The organism is Gracilibacillus kekensis, from assembly GCF_900143085.1.
GTDB lineage: Bacteria > Bacillota > Bacilli > Bacillales > Amphibacillaceae > Gracilibacillus > Gracilibacillus kekensis.
In genome coordinates, this window is record NZ_FRCZ01000002.1 from 149,282 (window position 1) to 175,038 (window position 25,757).

Annotated in this window: 28 protein-coding genes and 1 pseudogene; 10 read left to right on the top strand and 19 right to left on the bottom strand. The window is 35.6% G+C overall.

Translation table 11 applies throughout. The features are described 5' to 3' along the window. Positions 1–3 precede the first annotated feature (3 nt). Positions 4–1,053 carry a M20/M25/M40 family metallo-hydrolase gene (locus BUC25_RS06215; protein WP_073200817.1) on the bottom strand — a complete coding sequence of 350 codons (1,050 nt, stop codon included), beginning with the start codon at positions 1,051–1,053 and terminating at the stop codon, positions 4–6. 73 nt (positions 1,054–1,126) lie between these two features. Here BUC25_RS06215 and BUC25_RS06220 point away from each other — a divergent pair, with 73 nt between their 5' ends. After that, positions 1,127–2,140 carry a potassium channel family protein gene (locus BUC25_RS06220; RefSeq protein WP_073200819.1) on the top strand — a complete coding sequence of 338 codons (1,014 nt, stop codon included), beginning with the start codon at positions 1,127–1,129 and terminating at the stop codon, positions 2,138–2,140. Positions 2,141–2,302: 162 nt separating this feature from the next. Here BUC25_RS06220 and BUC25_RS06225 read toward each other — a convergent pair whose 3' ends face one another. Together BUC25_RS06225 and BUC25_RS06235 are read right to left on the bottom strand one after the other, a co-directional pair. Next, positions 2,303–2,719 (bottom strand): YugN family protein, encoded by a 417-nt coding sequence (locus BUC25_RS06225; RefSeq protein WP_244535149.1) that lies wholly within the window; start codon positions 2,717–2,719, stop codon positions 2,303–2,305. A gap of 582 nt (positions 2,720–3,301) precedes the next feature. Next, on the bottom strand, positions 3,302–4,648 hold the full coding sequence (locus BUC25_RS06235) for a glucose-6-phosphate isomerase (RefSeq protein ID WP_073200825.1): 1,347 nt from the start codon (positions 4,646–4,648) through the stop codon (positions 3,302–3,304). Between the two features lie 322 nt (positions 4,649–4,970). On the opposite strand from BUC25_RS06235, the gene BUC25_RS06240 reads away from it, so the two are divergent. After that, positions 4,971–5,168, top strand: a complete 198-nt coding sequence (locus BUC25_RS06240) for a DUF378 domain-containing protein (protein ID WP_073200827.1) — start codon at positions 4,971–4,973, stop codon at positions 5,166–5,168. Between the two features lie 47 nt (positions 5,169–5,215). Here BUC25_RS06240 and yugI read toward each other — a convergent pair whose 3' ends face one another. After that, positions 5,216–5,566, bottom strand: coding sequence for a S1 domain-containing post-transcriptional regulator GSP13 (gene yugI, locus BUC25_RS06245; protein WP_073200829.1), 351 nt, complete (start codon positions 5,564–5,566; stop codon positions 5,216–5,218). 233 nt (positions 5,567–5,799) lie between these two features. On the opposite strand from yugI, the gene BUC25_RS06255 reads away from it, so the two are divergent. Further along, positions 5,800–6,606, top strand: a complete 807-nt coding sequence (locus BUC25_RS06255) for an alpha/beta fold hydrolase (protein ID WP_073200834.1) — start codon at positions 5,800–5,802, stop codon at positions 6,604–6,606. Between the two features lie 205 nt (positions 6,607–6,811). Continuing rightward, positions 6,812–7,981: a MalY/PatB family protein gene (locus BUC25_RS06260; RefSeq protein ID WP_073200835.1), complete on the top strand. Its 1,170-nt coding sequence runs from the start codon at positions 6,812–6,814 to the stop codon at positions 7,979–7,981. Positions 7,982–8,817: 836 nt separating this feature from the next. Here the strand turns inward: BUC25_RS06260 and BUC25_RS06265 are convergent. The 3 genes from BUC25_RS06265 to BUC25_RS06270 all read right to left on the bottom strand — a co-directional run bounded on the left by BUC25_RS06265 (position 8,818) and on the right by BUC25_RS06270 (position 10,074). Further along, positions 8,818–9,393 (bottom strand): superoxide dismutase family protein, encoded by a 576-nt coding sequence (locus BUC25_RS06265; protein WP_073200837.1) that lies wholly within the window; start codon positions 9,391–9,393, stop codon positions 8,818–8,820. Positions 9,394–9,454: 61 nt separating this feature from the next. Further along, positions 9,455–9,622: a hypothetical protein gene (locus BUC25_RS19305; protein ID WP_170862655.1), complete on the bottom strand. Its 168-nt coding sequence runs from the start codon at positions 9,620–9,622 to the stop codon at positions 9,455–9,457. A gap of 188 nt (positions 9,623–9,810) precedes the next feature. Beyond that, positions 9,811–10,074 carry a phosphocarrier protein HPr gene (locus tag BUC25_RS06270; protein WP_073200839.1) on the bottom strand — a complete coding sequence of 88 codons (264 nt, stop codon included), beginning with the start codon at positions 10,072–10,074 and terminating at the stop codon, positions 9,811–9,813. 216 nt (positions 10,075–10,290) lie between these two features. On the opposite strand from BUC25_RS06270, the gene deoD reads away from it, so the two are divergent. Together deoD and BUC25_RS06280 are read left to right on the top strand one after the other, a co-directional pair. Continuing rightward, a complete protein-coding gene (gene deoD, locus BUC25_RS06275) occupies positions 10,291–10,998 on the top strand; it encodes a purine-nucleoside phosphorylase (RefSeq protein WP_073200842.1) in 708 nt (235 codons plus the stop codon). 317 nt (positions 10,999–11,315) lie between these two features. Beyond that, complete coding sequence (locus BUC25_RS06280; protein ID WP_073200845.1) at positions 11,316–11,789, top strand: divergent PAP2 family protein; 474 nt, start codon at positions 11,316–11,318, stop codon at positions 11,787–11,789. Positions 11,790–12,045: 256 nt separating this feature from the next. On the opposite strand, the gene BUC25_RS06285 is transcribed toward BUC25_RS06280, so the two are convergent. The 3 genes from BUC25_RS06285 to BUC25_RS06295 form a co-directional block, all read right to left on the bottom strand. Then, the gene (locus BUC25_RS06285) at positions 12,046–12,729 is read right to left on the bottom strand and encodes a 3D domain-containing protein (RefSeq protein WP_073200847.1); all 684 of its coding nucleotides are present in this window, start codon (positions 12,727–12,729) and stop codon (positions 12,046–12,048) included. Positions 12,730–12,797: 68 nt separating this feature from the next. After that, positions 12,798–13,109, bottom strand: coding sequence for a YuiB family protein (locus tag BUC25_RS06290; protein WP_073200849.1), 312 nt, complete (start codon positions 13,107–13,109; stop codon positions 12,798–12,800). 160 nt (positions 13,110–13,269) lie between these two features. Beyond that, a complete protein-coding gene (locus BUC25_RS06295) occupies positions 13,270–14,484 on the bottom strand; it encodes an NAD(P)/FAD-dependent oxidoreductase (protein ID WP_073200851.1) in 1,215 nt (404 codons plus the stop codon). Positions 14,485–14,769: 285 nt separating this feature from the next. On the opposite strand from BUC25_RS06295, the gene BUC25_RS06300 reads away from it, so the two are divergent. After that, the gene (locus BUC25_RS06300) at positions 14,770–15,753 is read left to right on the top strand and encodes an NAD(P)/FAD-dependent oxidoreductase (RefSeq protein WP_073200853.1); all 984 of its coding nucleotides are present in this window, start codon (positions 14,770–14,772) and stop codon (positions 15,751–15,753) included. A gap of 49 nt (positions 15,754–15,802) precedes the next feature. Here the strand turns inward: BUC25_RS06300 and BUC25_RS06305 are convergent, their stop codons facing one another. From BUC25_RS06305 to BUC25_RS06315, 3 genes are all read right to left on the bottom strand, one after another. After that, a complete protein-coding gene (locus BUC25_RS06305) occupies positions 15,803–16,162 on the bottom strand; it encodes a HesB/IscA family protein (protein WP_058306849.1) in 360 nt (119 codons plus the stop codon). A 103-nt stretch (positions 16,163–16,265) separates the two neighbouring features. Continuing rightward, complete coding sequence (gene dapF, locus BUC25_RS06310; protein ID WP_073200855.1) at positions 16,266–17,117, bottom strand: diaminopimelate epimerase; 852 nt, start codon at positions 17,115–17,117, stop codon at positions 16,266–16,268. A 16-nt stretch (positions 17,118–17,133) separates the two neighbouring features. Continuing rightward, positions 17,134–17,379 carry a DUF1450 domain-containing protein gene (locus BUC25_RS06315; protein WP_073200857.1) on the bottom strand — a complete coding sequence of 82 codons (246 nt, stop codon included), beginning with the start codon at positions 17,377–17,379 and terminating at the stop codon, positions 17,134–17,136. A 204-nt stretch (positions 17,380–17,583) separates the two neighbouring features. Between BUC25_RS06315 and BUC25_RS06320 the strand changes: the two are divergent. Beyond that, positions 17,584–17,808: pseudogene (locus BUC25_RS06320) on the top strand (NifU family protein); the annotation flags it as partial. A gap of 725 nt (positions 17,809–18,533) precedes the next feature. Here BUC25_RS06320 and thrB read toward each other — a convergent pair. The 4 genes from thrB to BUC25_RS06340 form a co-directional block, all read right to left on the bottom strand. After that, positions 18,534–19,439 (bottom strand): homoserine kinase, encoded by a 906-nt coding sequence (thrB, locus tag BUC25_RS06325; protein ID WP_073200861.1) that lies wholly within the window; start codon positions 19,437–19,439, stop codon positions 18,534–18,536. Continuing rightward, positions 19,436–20,497 carry a threonine synthase gene (thrC, locus tag BUC25_RS06330; protein ID WP_073200863.1) on the bottom strand — a complete coding sequence of 354 codons (1,062 nt, stop codon included), beginning with the start codon at positions 20,495–20,497 and terminating at the stop codon, positions 19,436–19,438. The genes thrB and thrC overlap by 4 nt, the downstream gene beginning before the upstream one ends. Positions 20,498–20,502: 5 nt before the next feature. Further along, positions 20,503–21,795, bottom strand: a complete 1,293-nt coding sequence (locus BUC25_RS06335; RefSeq protein ID WP_073200864.1) for a homoserine dehydrogenase — start codon at positions 21,793–21,795, stop codon at positions 20,503–20,505. 156 nt (positions 21,796–21,951) lie between these two features. Continuing rightward, positions 21,952–22,911 carry a protein kinase family protein gene (locus tag BUC25_RS06340; protein ID WP_073200866.1) on the bottom strand — a complete coding sequence of 320 codons (960 nt, stop codon included), beginning with the start codon at positions 22,909–22,911 and terminating at the stop codon, positions 21,952–21,954. A 124-nt stretch (positions 22,912–23,035) separates the two neighbouring features. Here BUC25_RS06340 and BUC25_RS06345 point away from each other — a divergent pair, with 124 nt between their 5' ends. After that, entirely contained in the window at positions 23,036–23,548 is a 513-nt protein-coding gene (locus tag BUC25_RS06345) for a phosphatidylglycerophosphatase A family protein (protein WP_073200868.1), read from the top strand. Between the two features lie 182 nt (positions 23,549–23,730). On the opposite strand, the gene BUC25_RS06350 is transcribed toward BUC25_RS06345, so the two are convergent. After that, positions 23,731–24,144: a YbaN family protein gene (locus BUC25_RS06350; protein ID WP_073200870.1), complete on the bottom strand. Its 414-nt coding sequence runs from the start codon at positions 24,142–24,144 to the stop codon at positions 23,731–23,733. Positions 24,145–24,157: 13 nt separating this feature from the next. After that, entirely contained in the window at positions 24,158–24,739 is a 582-nt protein-coding gene (locus tag BUC25_RS06355) for a molybdenum cofactor guanylyltransferase (RefSeq protein WP_073200872.1), read from the bottom strand. Positions 24,740–24,996: 257 nt separating this feature from the next. On the opposite strand from BUC25_RS06355, the gene BUC25_RS06360 reads away from it, so the two are divergent. Next, the gene (locus BUC25_RS06360; RefSeq protein WP_073200874.1) at positions 24,997–25,725 is read left to right on the top strand and encodes a Crp/Fnr family transcriptional regulator; all 729 of its coding nucleotides are present in this window, start codon (positions 24,997–24,999) and stop codon (positions 25,723–25,725) included. The last annotated feature ends 32 nt before the right edge of the window (positions 25,726–25,757 follow it).

Consider the following 25,757-nt stretch of genomic DNA (forward strand, 5'->3'; position numbering starts at 1 on the left):
ATTTTAATCCTCTAACGGGTTTAAGCTTTCCGTTCCCTTCATGTTTGTAATCAGTTCTACTAACAGTTCAATTTCTTCTTCGATATCTTTTAAACTTGCTGTTTCAACCGGAGAATGCATATACCGTAGTGGTAAGGACACTAAACTGACAGGTACACCGTTGCCAGTCAAACGCATTTTGTCGGCATCTGTTCCGGTATGTCTTGGCGTTAATTCATATTGTACGTTCATTTCTAATTTTTTTGCTGTTCTTTCTAAGATCTGATTTAACTTTCTGTTTATTGGTGCACCTTTTGCTAGCACAGGTCCTCCATCTAGTCGGATATCACCATGTTTACGTCTATCTACAGACGGATAATCTGTAGCAAATGTCACGTCTAATGCTAACGCTGCATCTGGTTTCAGTCCGGCTGCCGCAAAATAGGCTCCACCCATGTTCGTTTCCTCATTTACTGTACTAACTCCGTAAATTCCGATATTGAGTTTTTGATCCTTTATTCGCTTGATCACTTCTGCAACAATAAAAGCACCCGTACGGTTATCGAGACCTCTCCCAGAAATATATCGATCGTTTAATATTTCTGAAGTACGACGGTACACTACAAGATCTCCAATTTGAATATCGCGTTCCAGTTCTTCTTTAGAAGTGGCTCCACAGTCGATAAATAAATCTTCTATACCAAAATCACCTTTTAAACCACCATGGTGTTGTGCGTTCACTCCTATAACACCTTTTACACTCTTTTCCGATCCTAATAACTCTACTTTCATTCCAATTGCTGACTTCGGGTTAATACCACCCATTTTTTCCACATAAACAAATCCATTATCATCAATACGGTTAACTATAAAAGCAACTTCATCACAATGACCAGCCAAGAGTAAATGAAAATCCGCCTTTTCATTCACTACTGCAATCACATTTCCTGCATGATCTGTACGAATTTCATCAGCATAAGGTGCAACATATTTCATCCACTTTTTCTGAATGGTCATCTCCATACTTGATGGTGACGGGGTATGTAATAATTCTTGCAAAAAATCTTTTTCCATTTAAAATCACTCCTAAAATAGATTGAATAAGCAATTGTATGTGGTGAACACTAATACTAAAAAAGGTGATGACATGCTCTGGAATAAATGGATTCAATTTTATTTCCATCTTCCTATTATCGTTCGATTGCTATTCAGCGTTAGCCTCTTAATGCTATTATTTGGTTATTTAATACATTTAATAGAGCCTAGTCATTTCCCAACCATTTTTGATGGTGTCTGGTGGTCCTTTGTCACTGGATCAACGGTAGGTTACGGTGATTACGTGCCTTTGAGTTTTTTAGGCAAGTTAATAGGAATAATATTAATTCTGGCGGGTGGTGGCTTAGTTACTTTCTATATGGCTACTTTATCTGCTGGTACTATAAAACATGAAAAAGATCTAACCGATGGGAAAGTGTCGTTTAAAGGTGCAAATCACACAATCCTGATTGGGTGGAATGAACGTACTAAGCAATTAATTCAAATGTTCAAAGAGCAACATTTTAAGACAGATACTGTATTAATTGACCATACATTAAATAAGATCTCCTATCAAGATCATCACATACATTTTATACATGGACAACCTACATCAGACGAAACATTGAAAAAAGCGAACATCGAACAAGCAAATTTTGTGGTCATCACTGCAGATCCTTCCATGACGGAGGAAGAAGCGGATCGGCAAACCATTCTTAATATCATTGCTGCGCGAGGAAATCATCCAACAGTGCACATTATTTCAGAAATTCTTACTGAAGTACAAAGAATAAATGCTATTAGAGCAGGGAGCAATGTTGTGCTCCGCTCCAATAATTTTATGAGTTCGTTGTTTTATCAGTCCTTATTTCAAAAAGATGTCCAAGTTACAGATATTATAGCAAAGACACTGGAAGAACAACAATTCTGTTCTCATTTGATTGAAGGAGCGTTAACAGATCATGAATTTTATTATTGTGCCCAAACATACCTGCAAGAAAAAAAATGGTTAATTGGACTGATTCGAAATGATGAGATGATACTACATCCCTCCTTTTCATTAATTATGCAAAAAGGAGACAGACTTATTTATTTGAAAGGGATGGATCTAAATAAAAGAAGATGAAGGCAACAATCAGTGGAAGCTTTAAACTCCCACTGATTGAAGACTCACCTTATCAGCAACGTTCCACAGTACTAGTATTTGCACTCATTGAGCGCACTTCAACTCCTGTAGACTGTTTTGGAGAGAAGATCTTCCTAAACATTTTTCAAACTATTATTCTTACTATAACTGTTCAAGCAATACTTCTAGGTTCTGCAATACTATTTTTCCTTTTTCAATATATGGAGTTGGTATATCTGCATCTTTTTCTACTGGTGTTTGAAACTGGTTAAAGGAAGCTTGAATAACACTACTCTCTGCATAAGCATCTACATCGTCCTGATAACGATGGGTTAAGATATAGGGCTTATCCATTTGAATTACTGCATTATCATTTTCGATTTCCCCTTTAAGCGAATGAAATGGTACACGAAGAAAATGATAGCCCTCATCATTAGCCAATTTATAGTCAAAATATCCATGGTCATACTCCCAAGCACCGCCTAAAGCATATCCTTCTTTCTCTAGTATTCGCTTTACTTCGCGATAAAAAAACACTTTATTCTCAACGGTCGAATCTAACTCCAACAAAGCATTCACCCCTTTTATACTTAGGATGCCAAAATATACTTCTTTTATGTGAATCCAGACTATATTTATAGTAAAACTAAACTGTGAAGTAATTGACATAGGATAATTGACAAAAGTATTGAGATGAGTGCTAATCCAACGCTACGGAAAAACACTCCCTTTCCGGGGGCACGGCTTCAGCTAACTTCGGAAAGAAAACCACTTTCCAAAGTGGATGTTCAGCTCGTGCTGTTCCCCCAGGAGTGTCGCATTTTTCCTCCGCTTTGTTAGATATCTGTTCAAGTACGAGTAAATATGCTGTGATATCAACATTCTAGCTGGCTATAAATTTGTAGAACACTATTAAGCGTAGTCCATTTACGAAGACTCCAGCGGGAATAGCGCGAGCTGAAAATCCCGCAGGAAAGCGATCTTTGCTTTCCGAGGAAGTTGAAGCCGTGCCCGCGGAAAGCGAAGTAAATGGACGGAGCTTTTGCCTAGCATTCATCATACGTTCAAAATTGTCACAACTTCGCAATTTGTGTCTACTTATAAACTTCACCTATATTAAAAACCTCCCATTTTAAAATAAAATGGGAGGTTTTTACATCTTTATAGACGTTTTTCTAATTTTGCTTTTTCTTCTTCAAATCCTGGCTTACCTAACAGTGCAAACATATTTTTCTTATATGCTTCTACACCCGGCTGATCAAATGGATTTACACCTAAGAGGTATCCACTGATTGCACAGGCTTTTTCAAAGAAGTAAACAACATAACCGAAAGTATATGCGTCAAGTTTTGGTAAATGTACTAATAAGTTTGGCACTTCACCATCTGTATGAGCAAGCAATGTACCTTGGAATGCTTTTTCATTTACAAAGTCTAATGTTTCACCAACTAAATAGTTAAGACCATCTAAATCCTGGTCTTCTTTTTCAATCGTAATGTTTGATTTTGGCTCTTCTACATGCAGAACCGTTTCAAAGATATCACGACGGCCTTCCTGTACATACTGACCTAATGAATGAAGGTCTGTTGAGAAGTTGGCGGAAGATGGATAAATTCCTTTAAAGTCTTTCCCTTCACTTTCTCCATATAACTGCTTCCACCATTCAGAGAAATATTGTAGTGCTGGTTCATAATTAATTAACATTTCAATGGTTTTCCCTTTGTTGTAAAGTACATTTCGAACTGCTGCATATTGGTATGCAGGATTTTTAGCAAGATCTGCTTCACTTAATTCAACCTGTGCTTTTTGTGCACCTTGCATCATCTCATCAATATCTACACCACTTACGGCAATTGGCAATAAACCTACAGCAGTAAGAACCGAGTAACGCCCACCTACATCATCAGGGATGACAAAGCTCTCATACCCTTCTTCATTCGCCAATGTTTTTAGAGCACCTTTTGCTTTATCTGTTGTTGCATAAATACGTCCCTTTGCTTCGTCAACGCCATATTTTTCTTCTAGAAACTTACGGAAAATACGGAAGGCAATTGCAGGTTCTGTTGTTGTTCCACTTTTAGAAATAACATTTACTGAAACGTCTTTATCTTTTAATACATCAAAAAGATCATTGATATAAGCAGCACTAATACTATTCCCAACGAAGAATACTTGTGGTGTATCACGTTGATCTTTAGATAATTCGTTATAAAAAGAATGATTTAACATTTCAATTGCTGCGCGTGCTCCTAAGTATGAACCACCAATACCCACTACTAAAAGAACATCCGAATCTGATTTGATTTTTTCAGCAGACTTTTTAATGCGTGCAAACTCTTCTTTGTCGTAGTCAGTTGGAAGGTCTACCCAACCTAAAAAGTCATTTCCTGCACCAGTTTTGTTATGTACCATTTCATGCGCTAACTTTACCGGTTCTTTTAAATAATCTAATTCATGTTCACCAAAAAAAGTTAGTGCTTTCTCATAATCAAAGCGTACATGTGTCATGTTTTAGTAACCTCCAATAATTTTTATCACTATTTAAATGTACCGAATCCTGCAATGTAAATCAAGCATTGCGATATTAGAGTGTTTGAAAAATAGGCAAAATTTCTAAATCTCAAGAAATAACTGATTCATATTTTGTATATTTTTCAAAAAAGACCGCAAAATAGAAATGAACCAATGGTGTTACAGCTAATCAATAGTTGAGACAATAATCGGTTTTTTAGAAAGATTCTATTGATACACTCCATGATTCTTTGATCTTAAGTATTTTAAAAAACCGTGGTTTGACATTCTCTTATTAACAGAAAGGAGTTAACCATACATGAAAAAATTAGCATTAATTCTCATCATCGTTGGCGCTATCAATTGGGGGTTGATTGGTCTTTTTCAATTTGACTTAGTTGCTACCCTTTTCGGTGGCGGAAGTCAAGAAGGAGCCTTTGCAAGAGTTATCTATACTTTAGTTGGTATAGCAGGACTCGTCAGTATTGCATTTCTATTTGACTCCAATGAAAGATGAAAAGCATAAAAAACCAACAACCCTGGGTGGTTGTTGGTTTTTTTGTATTATTCGGATTGTTTAATCCATTCTTTTAACTTATCTTTTAAGGTATTAAAACCGTGTTCCCCTTCTTTTTCTGAAATCGCATTTTCATTTTTAGGTTCCGGTCTTTCAGGTTCTAAAGCACGTATCGATAGAGCATATTTATTTTCATTTTCATCGATTTCGAGTATCTTTACTTTTACTTTATCACCTTCATGGACATGGTCAGATATATCTTTGACAAAGCCATTTTTAACTTCTGATATATGAATTAACCCTTGTACCTCATCACTGATAGAGACAAATGCACCATATGGTTGTACACCTGTAATTACACCTTCCACTACATCTCCTACATGAAATTCTTCAGACATATTTCCAACTCCTCGTAAATTTCTTGCCATTTTATTAGTTTTGAACATTAAATAATGTTAGCATATTAGGAATAAAAATAGCAAAAGAAAGCGAAAATTTTTTTTTATAAAAGAAAGGTTTAAAAATTTTAAAAACGGGCATTATATAAACATGTAAGACTTTCTCGTATTCCCCCTGGATAGCAAAGCGATCAATCGCTTTGCTTATTTTTTTTCTAAGTGAGGTAAACACAATGAATCACATGATTACATACCAAGGTCATCATATAAATTATCAACTTATCAAAAATCCCACAAAACCTACTATTTTATTACTTCATGGTTTCTTAGCCTCTACCTATTGCTTTCGAAAATTAATACCATTATTAGAAAAAAATTATCAGTTAATCGCTATCGATCTACCACCTTTTGGAAAAAGTGAAAAATCGGATTCTTGTCTGTACTCGTATGATCATATGGTGGATGTCATTTCATTTATACTAAGAACATTAGATATAAATAAAATAACTATAATTGGACATTCAATGGGGGGACAAATCGCTTTACGATATACTTTTCAATACAAGGAACAAATTCAGCATTTGTTTTTACTTTCACCTACAAGTTTTATGAGAAAGTCTCATTTATTTTCTCGTTTTATCTGCCATAATCCATTTTCTCCATTTATTGCACATCAACTATTAAAAAGAAAAGGCGTATATGAAATGTTACGACATTCCATGTATCATGATCAGTTTATTACTGATGAAATGTTACAACAATATAAAGAACCATTCTTAGACAAAAAGATCTATCCATGTTTAATAAAAATATTAAATGATCATCAAGGCGACCTTTCGGAATATGAATTACTAAACATTCATACACCTTGTACCATTCTCTGGGGAAAAAACGATGAAATTATCCCTTTTACCATTGGATACGAATTATTACGCTTCTTACCTAATTCTTCATTGACTTTACTTGATAAGATAGGACATTTAATCCCTGAAGAAGCTCCGAATTATATTGCAAAAAAGGTAAAAAATGTGAAGCATTAAACTTTTTTTCTATCAATCAATATGGTTAGATAGAAGTATACTATGTGACTTTAACCAGAGGCGGCTTTAGTCTGTTAGCGAAACTTATCATGAAGTTAGCTTTCGTTTATCCTCACTTTACCTCTTTGTTATAACTCGAACTTTGAAGCGGGATACTTAAGACGTATACACCATGATTAAAAATACGATCGAAGGAGTGAAAAGAATGCATTTTTCTTTTGATAAACATATAGAAAGAAGAAACACAAGGGCTGTTAAGTGGGATCTTGTGAAGTCTTTATACGGAGACGAAGACGTACTACCGATGTGGGTAGCTGATATGGATTTTGAAGCTCCACCTGCGGTTACACAAGCACTTACAGAACGAGCCAAACATGGAGTTTTTGGTTATACTTTTACCGACATTGCCCTGCAAGACACAATAATTGATTGGTTAACCTATAAACATAATTGGGAAGTCAATAGAGCATCCATTCTCTACAGTCCAGGTGTGATCGCGACCTTATATATGGCCATCCAAACATTTACAGAGGTTGGAGACAAAGTATTAATCCAGACACCCGTTTATCCTCCTTTTTATGATATCGTGAAAAATCATGATCGCAAATTAGAAAAAAACCAGCTAGTGTTAGACGGTGATACTTACAAGATCGATTTTGATGACTTTGAAAATAAATTAAAACAGGGTGTCAAAGCTTTTATATTATGTAACCCTCATAATCCAGTAGGAAGAGTATGGACAAAAGGTGAATTAACAAGAATGGTAGATTTATGTAAAAAATACGATGTGCTAATTTTATCAGATGAAATCCATGCAGACCTTGTATTTTCCCCTAATCAACATTTGCCAATCGCGAATATTGATCCAGAAATGAAAGACAATATTATCACGTGTATGTCACCAACTAAAACATTTAACTTAGCCGGCTTGCAAGTATCCTATGCAATTGTTAGCAATAAACAAAAACGTGAGGCATTAGAAAAAACGTTTCACAAACAAGGTATGCATATTTTAAACACAATGGGTATTACTGCGTTAGAAGCAGCATACGAGGATGGACGAAATTGGTTAAATGGATTGATGGAACAATTACAGGTAAATCTAAATTACCTGACAAAAGCTTTTTCTAGTCATAAAGAAGTAAAGGTTTTCCAACCAGAGGGTACGTATTTAGTTTGGCTGGATTTTAGATCATTGAATCTTTCACAAGACGACTTAAAAAAGTTTCTGCAAAACGAAGCAAAAGTTGGATTGAATGACGGTGCCTCTTTTGGAGAAGAAGGCAATGGCTTTATGCGGATGAATATCGCATGCCCACTTGAAAGTGTCAAAGAAGGCACCAACCGAATAATCAGAGCCTTGAATAGGCTGTAATATATTTTCTAAAACTGAATGAATAATTTTCGCCCATTCAATTTACCTTTTAATTGAATGGGCATTTTCATTATCAATTACAGGCACAGGTCATTCATAAAACAAAAAAGTGGTCCATCATTAAATCTTTGACCATTGCGTATAAGCAGGATTATACGACACTATTGTAGTGGTAATTATGAGATTTTATATATGCTTTGCTACCGCTTCGGCTTGTCGGCTTCCCTTTCCGCGGGTTTTTCTCCTCAGCTAACTTTTTAAGCAAAGGGCACTTAAAAAGTGGATCTTCGGATAAAAACATCCCGCAAGAGTGAAAGCCGACGCCTGCGCTTTTTAATGCTTTACAACTCCAGTAAAAATAATCATATTCGCATTATTCAATATAGCCTATGAATTTTTTAGCCTACTTACGATAATTAACAAAAGCTGTTCATATCTTTAACAATCCAATATGCTAGCACTAGCTATCTTTGTAGAACTTCATTCAGCGTAGGCGGCCACTTCCACTCCTGTGGGATCGTTTTCCCTGAAGATCCACTTTTCCATGCGGTTTTTGAATGGAAAAGTTAGCTGAAGGGAAAAGCCCACTGCATAGAAAACACTACGAAAGCTTGCTTGAGTAGATGTTGCACTTGTGCCCGTGGTAAAAGGGAAGTGGGCAAGCCGAAGTGGTTACCACGCACATATACCTTTTCAAAATTGCTACCAAAGTTACGTCGTATAATCCTGCTTATATGCAGCAGCAATTTTTGTATTTCAAACGCAAAATGAAGGTTTTTCCTCGATTAATCGAGAAAAAACCTTTTACGCTTTGCTTCGCATTCCTACACAGCTTGTTATTCTTTTTCTTCATTGGATTCTGTTGGATCTGTTGGTTTTTCTGGTGTTGCTTCATCAAGAGATATTGCGCCACATACGATTCGTTCACCAGCATCACCAGCCGGTTGTGAAACCCCATCATCCTGAGCTGAATGAATGATAATAGATGTCCCGTCTTCTCGTAACAAAGATTTCTCTCCGTCCATTAATGTTACTCCAGGTAACTCGAATTCAACATCAGCTGTTCCATCTGCTTCTATTTCAAGGTTAGGCATATCACCCAAATGAGCACCATCAGGATGCATAAGGCCATGTTCTTTGCCTTCAGGATTAAAGTGGTTACCAGCAGATTGAAAGTCTGGCCCTTCACATTTTGGATATTCATGTATATGAACGCCATGCAAACCTTGTTCCATAGCCTCAACCTTAATTTGTACGGTAACTTTATCTTCTTGTTCCTTAAAGGTTGCAGTCCCGACTGCATCTTTATCAACATTAAATAAACGAACTTCTAAAGGTGATCGCTCGTCACTTTGGCAACCAATTAAAAAAGATAGAAACAAAAAACTCACTAAAAGTAATTTCCAATTCATTTGATGATCGACTCCTCTTATCTTGTCCACTACTATTATGGACAAAGATTACAGAGGATAATCATTCATTCCTGTTCTTAAACTCTTTTTCCCATTTTTCTTCTTCTTTTTTCGAAGCTTTTTTAAAAAAGTACATCGCCACTAATGCACCGGCAAAGAATATTATCAGACTTATTATGGCAGGTATATATAGTGATTTATCTTCTGGGAAATAAAGAAATTCCATCATAGTCAAAACACTTCCCTTTTTTCATTATACTAAGAGTTCATTATAACATAAAAAAAAGCTAGTATAAAAACTAGCTTTTTCCTAAAAGAAAGGGAAATTCGGATGAAGTTTTGTATTTTTGTTTGTAAAAAATCATCTGATTCGCCAATCACTTCGTTTCCTTTTATCAAGAATACATACGCTTCTTATTATTTACCCAGATGCTCTTCAATTGTTTCTGCGATTCCTTCAAGTGCTTGCTCTTCATCATTACCATCTACGGTAATGCGAATTTCTGCTCCTTTTGGAACACCTAATGACATAACACCCATGATAGATTTTAAATTTACTGTTTTACCATTATAATGTAATTCCACATGTGATTCATATTGCCCAGCTTTATTTACTAACAAGGTAGCTGGTCGTGCGTGAATTCCTGTGTCACTTTGGATAGTAAAAGATTGTTCTTTCATAAAAAAATTCCTCCTCATCAATCGATCATCATTAAACAGTCAACTTTTTTCCAAACTTGTGAAATGACTAACTAATTCTATTATATACGATAAAGACAATTTAAGAAACTAAAAAATAAAATTTTCCCTTTACAGTGTAAAGGATACCATTTGTATTTCAATTTTTTATATGATATTTTCTTACTATAACGATTTGCCTTTAAGGAGGGCTATAACATGAGTGTACATATTGGAGCAAAAAAAGGTGAAATAGCAGATACTATTTTACTTCCTGGTGATCCATTAAGAGCTAAATATATTGCTGAAAACTTTTTAGAGAATGTTACTTGTTATAATGAAGTACGAGGGATGTTAGGTTTTACTGGTACTTATAAAGGGAAAGATATTTCTGTGCAAGGTACTGGAATGGGAGTCCCTTCTATATCAATTTATGTAAATGAATTAATTCAGAGTTATGATGTTCAAAATCTAATTCGAGTAGGTACATGTGGTGCCATTCAAAAGGATGTAAAAGTCCGTGACGTTATTCTAGCAAGTACATCGTCAACTGATTCTCAAATGAATCGCATGGTATTTGGTGGCATTGATTATGCACCAACAGCCAGTTTTGAGTTACTGAAGAACGCTTATGATACTGGAGTAAATAAGGGACTTTCATTAAGAGTGGGAAATGTCTTCACAAGTGATAGCTTTTACCGTGATAAAATGAAGGAGCTTTTGGAACTTCTTGATCAATATAATGTATTAGCAATTGAAATGGAGACTACTGCATTATATTCATTAGCAGCGAAATTTAATCGCAATGCTTTATCAGTCCTGACTGTTTCTGATCATATTATTACTGGTGAAGAAACCACTTCCGAAGAACGTCAAACAACCTTCAATGACATGATAGAAGTTTCACTTGATGCAGCAATAAAGTAAAAGTAGGAATGAGTGTAAAACTTCCGCGGATCTTAGCAAAAGGAAGTTTACATTATGAGAAGGAAATGGTGAGATAACATTCTCACCATTTTCTTTATTAAATGCTTGTTAATTGCTTGGTGAATCCATATAAAATATTAAAAAGCTATGCTATAATGTTAAAGAAAAAGTGAGAGATCTATGATTCATATTAAAGAATACATAAATTGTCTGATTATTCCTACTTTACTTTTTAGCGAATATTTTAAGTACGAGCATGAAGGACGATTACACTGTGATAAACTAATTCATCTAAGAGTCAGAGAGGATGTTACTAATTGGAACTTTTAGGAAATTTCCCGCTATGGGCGGCATTATTTGCCATTACTTTTGCTCAGATTGTTAAAGTTCCCCTACACCTTGTTGCCACCAAAGAATTTAAACCTGGTCTAGCATTTAGTACAGGTGGAATGCCAAGTAGTCACTCTGCTGCAGTAACTGCACTATCTACAGGTATTGGAATTGAACACGGGGTTTCTTCAGGATTATTTGCTGTATCCTGTGTGTTTGCCATAATTATTATGTTTGATGCCACGGGAATTCGCAGACAAGCAGGGGAACAAGCAATATTATTAAATATGTTAGCAAAGGATTTTCATCATTTTGTTTCAGAGGCAAAGGGATGGTCCAAAAAAGGGGAATACGAGAAACAAAAAGAGCTAAAGGAATTGTTAGGACATCAGCCGATCGAAGTATTTTTCGGTGGTTTAACCGGAATTATCCTAGCCTTTTTACTATTTCCCCTATTCTAACTTTATTGGAGAGAAACTGGGAACTTCATTAAGAGTTGATTCTCTTTATCGGAAATGTAGTATTGTAGACAGGATAATTCATGGTCTTCACGGGATAAAGTGATCTCTTCACAGGATAAGTCAACTTATCCTGCCAAGAAAACTTATTATCCCGTTAAGCGCAGGAGATATCCCGTCAAGAGAAGTCCTTATCCTGTGAAGAACATTTTTACGTGTTTTAATAAGTATAAAAAAAACAGCCTGATTGGCTGTTTTTTTATTCAGCTTTGTATTGATGGCGGAATACCTGTAGTGCTTCTGTGTTATTTAAGTTTGATAGAGCTTCCTCAGTTAATTTACCATCACCATACTCAACTACATAAACGTCTACTGATTTCTTCCCCCACTGATCATATACATCTTTTACTGAAGGGTAATATAGATCAATTTTATTGCCTTTTATCGCCCCACCCTTATCTGCAACTATTCCATAACCATAGTCTGGAATATATAAAATCGTACCTAGCGGAAAAATAGTAAGATCAGCAGCAATAGTAGAATATAAATCTCTGGTGACTTTTACTCCGGAATAGGTAATACCATATGCAGGATGGTCTGGTGTTTTCCCAGTTGACTCTACACCTGCAGTATAACCAGTTGCTACCACATTTCTTTTTTCATATTCATTGAAATCTATTGTCTCTTCTAGCGTTGCTGGACCAGTAACTTGCTCACTCGAAATATATGTCACTCGATCAGTTAAATGTTTCATATATTTCTTTTTTTCGATAATTTCGCGATCTCTTTGACGTTGTATATCGAATGATTGTTCATTATCCTCTGTTAAACTAGTGAAGACTTCCTTAGCAGATACATTAGATACCATGGTAAAACTAGACATCAGGGCATACATAAATAGCAATAGTAACAACACTTTTTTTGCTATTTTCCATAAAAACATGAAAAGATCACACCTTTCTATGTGTCATCTTTTCCAGTTACAAAAGTTTTTATACATGTATGCTTTTCTTAAAACATCTGATAACCATTTTTTCGCAAGAACTTAATGACCATTCCAGCAACTATTGTTCCGATAAAACCAGATAATAAAATAATTGCATCCTGTATACCTAATGTGATGAACTCATTCCCTAATGTACTAAAAGCATATCCTGGATCTGTAAAATATGTAGAAAAAGGAAATGTATCTATAATTAACATTACGATAAGTGGAAAAACAAAGGCCATTAACCAAGTTTGTCTTAAGATCATATTTAAAATAAAACTAATTCCAAAAAATAAAACAAAGAATAATAGTACTGAAATAAAAAGTTGAATCATTTGTCTACTCCTCTTCCATTATCTCCAAACTAATGAACTTCTCCTATTTTATAACGGAGTTCGAATCGATGCAATAATGTTCAATGTTTTGTAAATATATAGACAGTATTTTAAGGCTCTGTTAAAAAAGCAGAGGAATTATCCTCTGCTTTTATTTCTATTATAAGATATTAAATTTTCCTTTTTTCAACACTAATCCAACTCCACCGATTTTGTACAATGCACGGTTGTCGATTACTTTCTTCATAAACGAAGCAGTCCAGCCATAGATTTTCTTACCACCGAAGATTGAACCCATTGCATCGTCTTCACCTAAAGAGCAAACAGTCCCACGGTTAATGAATTCAAAGTGCTCTAATTCTCCACCTTTTACAAGTGCAACTAAATTATGAGCACAAACCTCCGCTTCTTGCATAGCAATTTGAGCAGTTGGTGGATATGGACGATCGATTTCTTTATTCCACACTAATGCACAATCACCAACAACAAACACATCTTCATGCGATGGTGCACGTAATTCTGGCGTTACTTCCACTTTACCGCGATTATCCTCTAATGAAGATTCTTCTACTAAATGATTGGCACGAACACCCGCTGCCCATACAGTAGTCATTGTGGCGATATCTTCTTTCTCACCATTTTGTTCTACCGTAATACCGTCAGCACGTACTTCTTTCAAAAACGCACCTAACTTGAATTCAACACCACGTGCTTCTAAAGAATTCATCGCATATTCGATTAAGTCCGGATCAAAGCCTGGCATAATGGTATCCATTGCTTCGACGACAATTAAGCGAACTTTACTGCGGTCAATATCATACTCTTCACATAATTCAGGAATGCGATTTGCTAATTCCCCAACAAATTCGATACCGGTAAAACCACCACCACCGACAATGAGGTTAAGACGTTCTTGTTTTGCCTCTGGCTCATTGTTATATTGAGCAAATTGATGTTCTATGTGTTGACGAATTAAACGTGCTTTATTAATACTTCCAATCGTAAACGCATTTTCTAAAAGTCCAGGAATACCGAATGTTGCTGCTTCAAAGCCTAATCCAACGACAAGATAATCATATTCTAATTCACCATCTTGTAATTCAACTTTCTTCTCATCTGGTTTGATCGCAGTTACGGTGTCTTGAACAAAGTTAACCTTTGCCGAATTAATTAAATCCGTGATTTTAACACGACTTCGATCATGGTGTAACGTTCCTGCAGCAGCTTCATGCAACCAAGTAGATTCATAGTGGTAATCGTTCTTGTTTACAAGTGTAATATGTGCATCGTTTACCCCTAATTTTTTTTGTAGCTTTGCTACTGTTGTAAGTCCACCATAGCCTGCTCCAAGAATTACTATTTTGGGTTGATTCATCTTTCTCACATCCATTTAAAGTATTTTTTTGTTACATTTCGTGATATTCTTCACGTACTACCATATAAAGGTATGAGTGAATAATAATTAGTCCATATTATATGTTAGACTTTTTTACGACATTTTTCAACCCTAGATTTACTTTTTTGTATTTTTTATTAAAAACTAAATTTCGTATTTAGATGATCTCATAAAATTTAGATTTATAACTTGTTATAATGACATCATAGTAACGATTATGTTAAAATATATTGCATTGATGTAAGCATTAGGGGGAATCTAAATATGTCAAATCAAGTTTACGATATAACAATAATCGGGGCTGGTCCAGTCGGATTATTCACTGCATTTTATGGTGGGTTAAGACAATCATCGGTTAAAATTATCGAGAGTTTACCGCAAATCGGTGGACAGCTCAGTGCACTATATCCAGAAAAATATATTTATGATATAGCTGGCTTTCCGAAAGTTCGTGCACAGGAACTCGTAGATAATTTAAAAGAACAAACCGATTTATTCAAGCCGGAAATTGTTTTAAATCAATCGGTAGATCGAGTAGAACGACTGGAAGATGATACCTTCCGTATTACAACTTCTTCTGAGGTACATTACTCAAAAGTAATTATTATTACAGGTGGTAATGGCGCATTCCAACCGAGAAAATTAGCAATTACGAACGCTGAAAATTTTGAAGATAAAAACTTGCACTACTTCGTAGATAATATGGATAAGTTCCGTGATAAAAAAGTGGTACTGTTTGGTGGTGGTGACTCAGCAGTTGATTGGGCATTGATGCTTGAACCTATTGCAGAAGAAGTGACCTTAGTACACCGTCGTGACAAATTCCGTGCCCACGAGGCAAGCGTAGAAAATTTAATGAATTCCAATGTGAATCTTTTAACACCATATGTTCCCGAGAGTTTAATTGGACAGGAAAAAATTGATCAAGTTCGCCTAAAAGAAGTGAAGGGCGATAAGGAAATAGTACTTGATGTAGATGATGTTCTCGTGAATTATGGATTTATATCTTCATTGGGGCCTATTAAAAATTGGGGACTAGAAATTGATAAAAACAGTATAGTCGTCAACTCCAAAATGGAAACAAATGTACCAGGTATTTATGCTGCAGGTGATATCTGTACGTATGATGGAAAGGTTAATTTAATTGCTGCTGGTTTTGGGGAAGGTCCAACTGCCGTGAATAATGCAAAAGCATATATGGATCCCAAAGCGAGAATTCAGCCTAAACACTCTACCAGTATGTTTTAAGAGTGCAAAAGAAAGCACCGAGCTAAAATGCTCGGTGCTTATTTTTACATTAACAATTTTCTGGGGTTCCTTCTCTTTCCTTCGCCTTAAACGATGATCCACAACCACATGAGACAATGGCATTCGGATTATCGATTGTAAAACCGCCACCCATCATGTTTTGTTTGAAATCAATCGTTGTTCCTTCAATTACGTCAATATCAAACCTTTTAATTGTTAGTGGAATACCATTTGATTCTTCCGTATAATCCAGTTCTTCATTCACATCATAATCAAATCCTAATGAATATGACAGGCCACTGCATCCGCCACCTTTGACACCGAAACGTAAACGTACAGTTTCAGCATCTTCTTCTTTCATCATTTCTTCTATTTGAGATTTAGCATTTTCGGTAACATTAATAACCATAGAAAAAAACTCCTTTTTCTAAGTAACTTTTATATATTGTATCAACAAGTATACTAACTCATGCCTTGTACTTCAATATTTTTGTTTTTAGTTTCTCGAAATTCTACCAGATATATGTTCCTTGAATTGTAGTTTCAGCCGCTCCTCGCATCCATACATGGTTATCTTCTGACCAAGTAATATATAAGTCACCACCAGCAAGATGCACCGTAATTTCTTTTCCTTTTTCCAATTTATTATTAAGAATTGTCGCGACTACAGAGGCACATGCGCCTGTTCCGCACGCTTGTGTTACACCTGAGCCACGTTCCCATACACGAAAGTGAATCTCTTGATCATTAGCTATCTCAATAAATTCTACATTTACTCCCTCAGGAAAACGATTATCCTTTTCGATCACTGGTCCTAATGTTGTTAATGGTGCTTTTTCAATATCATCTACAAAGAAAACTGCATGAGGATTTCCCATGGATACTGTTGTTACTTCTAGACTATCATTATCGATCGCAAAAGGTTCTGCTACCACTTGATCAATTTGCCCTCCAACCATCGGAATTTCGCTTCTTTTTAATAATGGCAGTCCCATATCAACCGTAACTTCTTTCACCTGACTGCGATCACCATGTACTTCAGCACTGACATTCCCTGCTTTTGTTTCAATAGTAAAACGTCTATAATCAACAAGTTGATGTTCATAGGCATACTTTGCAACGCAACGCAGACCATTCCCACAGTTTTTACCTTCTGACCCATCTTTGTTGAAGATTCTCATACCAACATCCGCTTGATCTGTTGGATGAATTAAAATAAGACCATCTGAACCGATGCCTGTATCTTTATTTGCTACCGCTACAGCTAAATCAGCTAAAAGATGTTCTTCTATAGGAAAATCGAAAACATTTATAAATATATAACTATTGCCTAATCCGTGCATTTTAGTAAATGGTATTCTCATTTTAATATCACCTCAATTATAATTGATCCAATAATTCATTATCTATATATTCATCAATATTTGTTAATAATTCCTCGGGTGTTTCCGCTGTGATTGGTTTTCCATTAACAATTGCTACATGATAGTTGCGACAAATACCGCAATAACTGGTACAACCATATTCAACCACATCTAAATCAGGGTCTTTCAATAATTTTTGTCTCGCTGCTTCTGTACCTCTAGCTAGATTTTTGACACAAAAAGCAACTCTAATTCTTAGCATTATTATACCACACCTTTAACTTGTCTAAAGAGAACTATACACTACATTATATTTTTAACACACTTTTATTTACAAATAAATCGATAAGATATAAAATAGTATTGAAAATGTTTATCATTCGTGTGATTTAGCGCATAGATTTTTATGTGTTTCACTTTTATATTGAGAGTAGTAGTTAGAGGAAAGGAGTTCTTTTGTATGGAAGAACAATCAGAACAAGTACAAGAAGTATTAAATAAATTGCGTCCTTTTTTATTACGTGATGGTGGCGATGTTGAGTTAGTTGATGTAGAAGATGGTATTGTGAGATTACGTTTAATGGGAGCGTGCGGAAACTGCCCAAGCTCGACAATTACCCTTAAAGCAGGTATTGAACGCGCTCTAATGGCAGAAGTACCCGGAGTAACAGAAATCGAACAAGTATTTTAAATTTATTATCTAAAGAGAAACGAATCAACCATTCGTTTCTCTTATTTATTTTCAATAACAAAATAGATTATTATGTAATATTAGGAATGCTGTGCAATAAGTGATGTAGTCATTATGACATTTTATATAAGCATGCCAACCGCTCCGGCTTGCCCACTTCGCTTTCCGGGGGGCATGCTCTTCAGCTAACTTTGACAAGAAGAGCACTTATCAAAGTGGACTTCAGATCATGCTAATCCCCCAGGAGTCGAAGTGGACGCCTACGCTAATTTGATATTCTACAACGTTAGCATGAGGAAACATTACGTTTATTTCTATCAGGTGAAAAATGAATGATTTAAGAAACAGAACAAACTGTTCCCTGTCCCAATAGTTGTAGAATCATTATATTAGCGGAGGCCGCCCACTTTCACTCCTATGGCAACTTTTTACCTGAAGATCCACTTTTTCAAGCGATCTTTGCTTGGAAAAGTTAGCTGAAGGGAAAAAGCCACTGCATAGAAAACACTACGAAAGCTTGCTTGAGTAGATGTTGCACTTGTGCCCGTGGTAAAAGGGAAGTGGGCAGCCGTAGCGGGGGTTAACCAATTTAAAGTATTTCAAAACTACCACATCAGTTATTGCGGAGTATCTTCTTATTACACGATAAAAATATCCGAGCTATAACGAATTCCATGATTGAAATTTGTTATCGCTCGGATTATTTATAGCTATTCACTTTTTAGTTAACTAATTTCTTCAACGGTTTTATATGCTGTGGCTCCTGAGTTCTCTACTTGAAGTGGTAACCACTGATAATCAGGATACTTGTTTTGCCATTCTTTTATGACTGTGAAAACTTTTTTATCATCAACAACCGCAATCATGGTTGGTCCTGCTCCGCTTAAGAAAACACCATATGCTTCTTGGTTTAAGAAGTGATAGAGCTCATCGTAATGCGGAATCAATGATTTTCGATAAGGCTGATGAAAATGATCCTTCTCCATCATTTCACCTAAAACATCCCAATCTCCTTTACAAATAGCTGCTACGCTTACATTAGCTACACTACTAGCTTGTACACTCTCTTTGAAAGAAAACTCTTTTGGTAAGACCGCTCTTGCATCTTTTGTTTTCAATTCAAAGCCAGGGATAACCGCAACAAATGTAACACCTTTTATTGGGATTTGGGTATAGGTTACTTTTCCATCATAATGACCGATGACACAACCACCTAAAAGTGATGGTGCGACATTATCTGGATGTCCTTCAACCTCTGTAGCAATTTGTACTTTATCATCGCGAGACAAGCCCAATTCCAATAAAATGTTTGCAAGCTCAATTCCCGCAATAATTGCTGTTGCACTACTTCCTAACCCACGAGCAAGCGGGATTTCACTTTTCATTACTACTCGGCAGGCGGGGAGTTGATCCGTTTTTCCGTATTTGGCTGCCACTTGCTCGACAATTTCATATACCAAGTTATCTTTACCAGCTGGAATACCTTCAAGACAATCGGAACCGGCAATAAATTCCCATTCGTTCGCTCTTGTTACTTGTAATTCCAAATATAGATTCAAAGCCAAACCGATCGAGTCAAAACCAGCACCTAAATTGGATGTACTTGAAGGGACTTTGATCGACCAGCTCATGCTTTGACACTACCTAGAATTTCATTCATGATTACTTCTTCGTCGTTTGGCAGGACAGTTGGTTTTATTTCACTATAATTAATGGCAGTATCAGGATCTTTTAGTCCATTACCAGTTAACACCGTGACAACTGTTGACCCCTTTTCTACCTTTCCTTCTTTTAATTTTTTCAATAAACCAGCAACAGATGCACAAGAAGCCGGTTCTGCAAATACACCTTCATTTTGTGCAATCCATTGATATGCTTCAATCATCTCTTCATCTGTAATTTCATCAATTTCACCATTCGATTCGTCACGAGCATTAACAGCACCCGTCCAGCTAGCCGGGTTACCAATACGAATCGCAGTACCTACTGTTTCAGGATCTTCAAACACGCGATTATGTACAATCGCTGCAGCACCACTTGCTTCAAATCCCATCATTTTAGGTAATCCTGTTTGTTTTTTCTCGTTAAATTCTTTAAAACCTTTCCAGTATGCCGTTATATTACCGGCATTTCCAACTGGAATAAATAGATATTCAGGTGCTTTACCTAATTCATCGACTACTTCAAATGCAGCCGTTTTTTGACCTTCAATACGGTATGGATTTACTGAATTCACCAAAGCGACTTTACCTGTTTCTGCCATTTTTCGCACATAACGCAGGGCATCATCAAAGTTACCCTTAATGGAATAGATTTCAGCACCATACATAACAGCTTGTGCTAATTTTCCTTGTGCAATTTTGCCATCAGGAATGACCACAATACATTTTAACCCTGCACGTGCCGCAAATGCTGCTGCAGATGCAGAAGTATTACCAGTAGAAGCACAAATAACCGCTTTTGCACCATCTTCCACTGCTTTTGCCATTGCCATAACCATTCCTCTATCTTTAAAAGAGCCGGTTGGGTTAAGACCATCAAATTTCGCATATGCATTTATTCCATATTTTTCTGACAGTTTTTCTAATTTATATAAAGGGGTATTTCCTTCATATAATGTGATAAGTGGTGTACTTTCTTCTACAGGTAAAAATTCTTTATACTCTTTCAAGAGACCTTGCCAAGCCATAATAATTAATCCTCCCCATCGACGCGATAACAACTGATAATTTCATTAACAACGTCTAATCCTTTTAAATTTTCTCTACTATTTAATAATTGCTGCTTACTAATTTTATGTGTGACCATCACAATTTCAGCCATCTTGTCTTTATCTGAAGGTAATTGCAAGATTTTTTGGAAACTTACTTTTTCATCTGTAAAGACATTCGTAATTTTTTGGAATGTACCTGCTTCATCATCTACTTCCATACGAATAAAATATTGCATATATTTCTCATGATTTTCTTTTAATTGTTTATCATATTGTGGAACAATGTATTCATTTCCGGTGATACCAAGTCGAATATTTTTCACTACGTCCATTAAGTCGGAAACAACGGCTGTTGCTGTTGGCATACTTCCTGCCCCTGGACCATAGAACATCGTCTCTCCAACTGCTTCCCCGTATACATATACCGCATTGAATTCGTTTTTCACTAATGCTAATGGGTGATCTTTTGGTAGAAGCGTTGGTTCCACACTTACTTCGACTTTTCCATTATGAATCGATGCAATCCCTATCAACTTAATAGTATACCCTAAACTCGTTGCAAAAGTAATATCTTCTTGAGAAATAGTTCGAATTCCTGTAATTTCTACATCCTCTAATCCAATTTCCATTTTAAATGCTAAATTAGCGAGTAATGTCATTTTTCTTGCAGCATCTAAACCATCTACGTCTGAAGTAGGATCAGCTTCGGCAAATCCTAGTTCTTGCGCTTCTTGAAGCACTGGTTCAAATGCTAATTCATCATCTGTCATTTTAGTTAAGATATAGTTCGTTGTTCCATTAACAATACCCATGATTTTTTGAATTTTATCAGATGCCAGTCCCTCTGTTAACGAACGAATAATCGGGATACCACCTGCAACACTTGCATCATACAAGATATCACAGTTATTTTCTTTAGCTAATCGCAATAATTTTTGACCATGAACCGCCATTAAATCCTTATTCGCCGTTACGATATGTTTTTTATTACGGATTGCTTGTTCCAGTAATAGGTTTGTATCTTCAATCCCGCCCATTACTTCAATGATGATATCTATATCAGGATTACTTACTAAATCTTCTGCATTATCTGTTAACCATTCCGATTGAATGGCTACATCACGCTTCTTATCCATATCATGAACAAGAATTTTTTTAATCTGTATTTCACTACCTACTTTATATTTAATCTCTTCGGCGTGGCTTTGCAATAATTTAACGACACCAGTTCCAACCGTTCCTAAGCCACATAAACCTACGTTAACCTGATCCATTTAGACGTCCTCCCTTTGTTTGCGCTTCGAATACATTTGTTTGTATATAGTGGACATTATACATGTGTCTCACTGGTTAATCAAGACACAAAAGCCTAAAAAAATAAAAAATAATACACCCCTTCTTTCCAAAGGAGGGGCGCATTATTCACAATTTTATGCATCCAATAACCAATCTAATTGTAAATTATTTATTTGTCTTTCATCAATACCTAACTGGTAAAAGAACGTCCTTAAATTTTCTTCATAATTAGCTTGGTTTTCAATAATTTGATTAATCGTTAATTTTTGCTCTGATGAGTGGCGAACAAGATCCATAAAGTCTAGTAAATGAATTGGAAATAATAAACGTGCATATAATAGTTTCCACCCAAAAATAGATAAAGGTAAATCAGATGCATATTCTTGTAAAAAAGAACGACATTCTTCGGAAGATAAACCATTATTGTTCATCATAAAAGGTCTAATCTTTTCAGCAATATCCCGGACTGGATGATCATAAACTAATTGATTACACCATATGAAAGGCTCACTAAGTTGATCCACAAACCTCCCAAATGTTATCGTCGGTTGATCATGTTGATGAAATTGCGTTTCTTGTTCCACATGATTCATATACTGGATAGCATTCTCTGCTATGCCAACTATATAAGGAAACAGATTAATAAAATCACGAATATAAATGGAAGCAGGTCGTTCGTGGTAAAGCTGCTGATAAATAGCTTCATATTGGTCTATTTTAGTTATCCATAACTCTTTCCAATTGCCATAATTAGTAATTGAATCGGGCTGGTAGGGGTACTGAAAACCAGCTTTATGAAAGGAGCTCAATTTATTTTTATCTGTGCTTTTCTTTGCATAACACAACATAAATTTTTCCTTGCCAATCATTGTGACAAATTGATTATGTACACTGGGTATAGGACAAGTAATTTGAGGAAATCCTTGTTGATGAAGATGGACTGCAATGGTATATAATTCTAGCGCATATCTTTCAGACACGTTTGTAGGGACCACAAAATAATAATACGATTGGTCCATAAAAGTCGGATATGGTTGTTCTGAGACTTGTTTAGTCGGCACTTGAATAGGGTAATGTAAGAATATCGGATGCAACAGCTTCTCCCCCTTTAGTTATCTTTAGCATGATATGGACATTAACACCTTAATAAATTCCGCTTTATATTATGATATATATGTATACTTTTATGGTAAAATGATGAATATAGGATGTGATTATATGACAAATGAACGTAAACAAACTGCATTGGAGTTAAAAGCACGGAACTGGTTAGAAGAACGTGGTGTCACTTTAAAGGATATCGCTGACTTAGTATATTATTTACAACATAAATACCAGGAAAACTTAACTGTAGAGCATTGCTTAGAAAATGTCGATCGTGTGTTAATGAAAAGAGAAGTACAAAATGCAATTATTACTGGCATACAGTTAGATGTTCTGGCTGAGGAAAACAAACTAGATTCTCCATTACAGGAAATTTTAGAGACGGATGAAAGTTTATATGGAATAGATGAAGTAATCGCGTTATCCATTGTAAATGTCTATGGATCCATTGGTTTCACGAATTATGGATACATCGATAAGCAGAAGCCTGGTATATTGGAAAAGCTAAATGACAAATCCAATGGCTGTCATACATTCTTGGACGATATAGTCGGTGCAATAGCAGCAGCAGCTTCTTCAAGACTTGCCCACAGCGCAGCAAATGACGAAACAATAGACGACGAATAAATTTGACCAAACAGACACAGAGCATGCGCTTCTCATTTTAGACGATACATACTTTTATCGGACAAATGAGTGAGTGCGTGCTTCTTCTTTTGAGCGATATATGTTTTATCGGACTGTTCAGCAGGTGGAGCGTTGCACTGCAATCAACTCGATACGTTTGCCAGGAAATATTTTCGGAGCATTTATTGATGCCCGTTTTTTAATTTACTATTGTTTAGATTCTTCTTTTTCTTTAACAAGGGAGAAGTAGAAATGAAGATTGTTACAAAAAGAGCGACACCGATCATAAAAACTTTTACATAAAATAAGGGAATCACTGTCAATGTAAATAAAACACTTGTCCATACAATGATTACAGCAAAAAGTTTAATTCGAATCGGGACACCTTTTCCACTTTGATAATCTGCCAGATATTTACCAAAGTATTTATTGGTGACAAGCCATTGATGTAAAGCTTTCGATGATTTACCAAAGCAAAAAGCCGCCAATATAACTAAAGGAGTTGTTGGCAATAAAGGCACAATGATACCTATTAGTCCGATAATAAGACTTATACTTCCACCGATCAACCACAATGTTCTTTTAATATTCCACATAAGATCACTCCAATTAGTCCTTCAGATAGCGTTTATAGTCTTCTTCAGTATTAATATTAGCAAAAAACACCCCCTCTTCAGATGGGAAATCAACATATTTGACTGCTAACTTAGCTAGTAATTGATGCATGGAACGTTTGTTAGTTTTGAGTTGCTGTTGGATCACTTGCATTGCTCTCGCATGGTATAAACCTACTAGAGGTTGTAATTGATCGTTAACACGCGGAATAACTGCTTCACAATCTATACTGCGACATTTTATTATTTCGGAAAGTATCGATTCTTTCATTAAGGGTGTGTCCACAGGCAATACCAGAAACCATTCAGATGTAGCCTTTTGCATTGCTGAATATATACCTGCTAAAGGACCTGCACCCTTATATTGATCGATATCGGTTATTACAGATATTTTAGCGCTCTCTACTGTAATTTGTTGTTCCAAACGCTTCACCACATATATATGATCAGTTAAAGGTTTGATCAGTTGTATTGCTTTTTGATAAAAAGGTTCATTATAATACCTTGCAAATGCTTTATCTGTTTTATATCTACTTGATTTTCCACCGGTTAATAAAACTCCCGTTATATTATTCATCATCAACACCCTTTCGTTCAAACATTCACAAAATAGTCAATTTTCCTTCACTAAATTGTTTATTCTTAATCATCAATCCTTTAATTCATTGTGATAAACTTAAACAAAATAGTTAGAAAAGTTATATAAAGTGACTTCAATTAGTAAAAGTTAGTTCCCGGAGTATCCTTATTTAAACTTTACAAGCGATATTAGAATGGTTAGCCTCGTCCGCCAACGTCTTGCTGTCTATTATTTTTCTAAATGGAGGGTTCATTATGCAACCTGTAAAACAGTTAACCAGAAAAAACCGAAAGCATTATAATCAAATTTCCGCAGAATTACGAGAATTATTAGAATCAATTAGTACGACAAAAAAAGTGAGAAAAGACACGTTTTTATTTCAAGAAGGCATGGATGCTCAGGAAATATATATTTTAAAATCTGGTTTAATCCGTATTGAAAAATTAACTTCAGATGGTAAAGAACTTACATTAAGACTCTGCAAAACGAATGATATAATTGGTGAACTTACGTTATTTAGTGACGATGCTAAGTATTTATTAAGTGCAAAAGTGCTAACTGCTGGCGAAGTATTAGTAATTGATCGAAAAAATCTAGAAGAAGCACTAGTGGAAAATGGCAAGCTAACCTTTGAATTTATGAGATGGGTCAGTAACCATATGCGCGTTTTTCAATCAAAAATACGTGATTTATTATTAAACGGAAAAAAAGGTGCATTATACAGTACATTAATCCGTTTAACTAATAGTTATGGTATCGAAACAAATGACGGTATATTAATTGAAATGGCTTTAACTAATCAGCAGCTGGCTAACTTTTGTGCAACTACAAGAGAAAGTGTTAATCGGATGCTCAGTGAATTAAGAAAGCTTGATATCATAGAAGTAAAGAAAACAGGTCATATTTTGGTGAAAGATATTCAGTTTTTGCGTGATGAAATTGGTTGTGAAAATTGTCCGATTGAAATTTGTAATATAGATTAGTTTAATCTGAAGCTGGTACAATTCACTTTGGT